Origin of the sequence: Bacteroides sp. AM44-19, assembly GCF_003603395.1 — a bacterium.
GTDB lineage: Bacteria > Bacteroidota > Bacteroidia > Bacteroidales > Bacteroidaceae > Bacteroides > Bacteroides uniformis.
The window spans coordinates 1-910 of the sequence record NZ_QTNB01000064.1 but is presented as its reverse complement, the minus strand read 5'-3'; the positions used below and the strand labels follow the sequence as shown (position 1 = coordinate 910).

1 protein-coding gene is annotated in these 910 nt (G+C 44.3%); it reads right to left on the bottom strand.

Going from position 1 to position 910, the window contains the following annotated elements; all coding sequences use genetic code 11:
- Nucleotides 1-737 (bottom strand): CHC2 zinc finger domain-containing protein (locus DW947_RS21395; RefSeq protein ID WP_119958638.1); only part of this gene is annotated, 737 nt, incomplete at its 3' end.
- Nucleotides 738-910 lie beyond the last annotated feature (173 nt).

Sequence of the window (910 nt, the reverse complement as noted above, 5' to 3'; positions counted from 1 at the left end):
TGGATGCGTTCGTAATTGCCCAACGGATAGAGAGCCTTGTTTACATTCGATACGGAGTTCAATACGATGTAGTCCTGCCCGTCCAACTCCGGATAATTTGGGCAGCTCTCCTGTCTCAATGTCAGAAAGGAGAGGTAGTCCATAAATCCCTCGAACACATAACAGGTATTCCTCGCTTTCCCAGACTGTCTGATGTGGGAGATTTCCTTTGGAGCGATGCAGCCCTTGAAATAGCGGTTACGAACCTCAAACCCACCCGAAGCATTGAGAAAGGCGATGGCAAAGTACCGCTTGCCGTTGTGGGTGAAACGGGCTTCACTACATTCTCTTTTCGCCAGTTCTATGTTAATTCTTCTGCTTTGTAAGTAGGCAAGCAGGGCAGGAGATGACAGCGGAACAATCTCCAACTGTTGGAAGCTTGGCTCAGAAGAGCTTTGCTTGCCAAAAGAGAAAGATACCGGGCGCACGTGCGGTGTCTGCTCTGCTATCCGTTTCAAGATGTAAGGTATATGGTCGGTAGCGTACAGATGTGCAGCCAGTGCAATGATGTTTCCGCCCTTTCCCAAACCGAAGTCATACCATTGTTCACGTTCGGTATTCACTTTGAACGATGCTTCACTCTCTTCCCGAAACGGAGATTTGTACCAAAGGTTGATACCTTGTTGTTTTACTGGTGAATAACCTAAGCTGTATAGATAGTCGGCTATTCGTATGCTTTTAGCTTCTTCTATTGTCATTTTCTTGCGGATTTGTTGGTGAATGAAAAAATGATGATTTGATGAATTGGGAATTTAACACACTGTTAAACAGCGTTATATCGGCTCATCTTTTTCTCATTAGATTGCTTGCCAAAAGAGAAATGATGTTTTCTTTTTTCATCAGCAATCGTTGTTGATGAGTGTTTGATGAA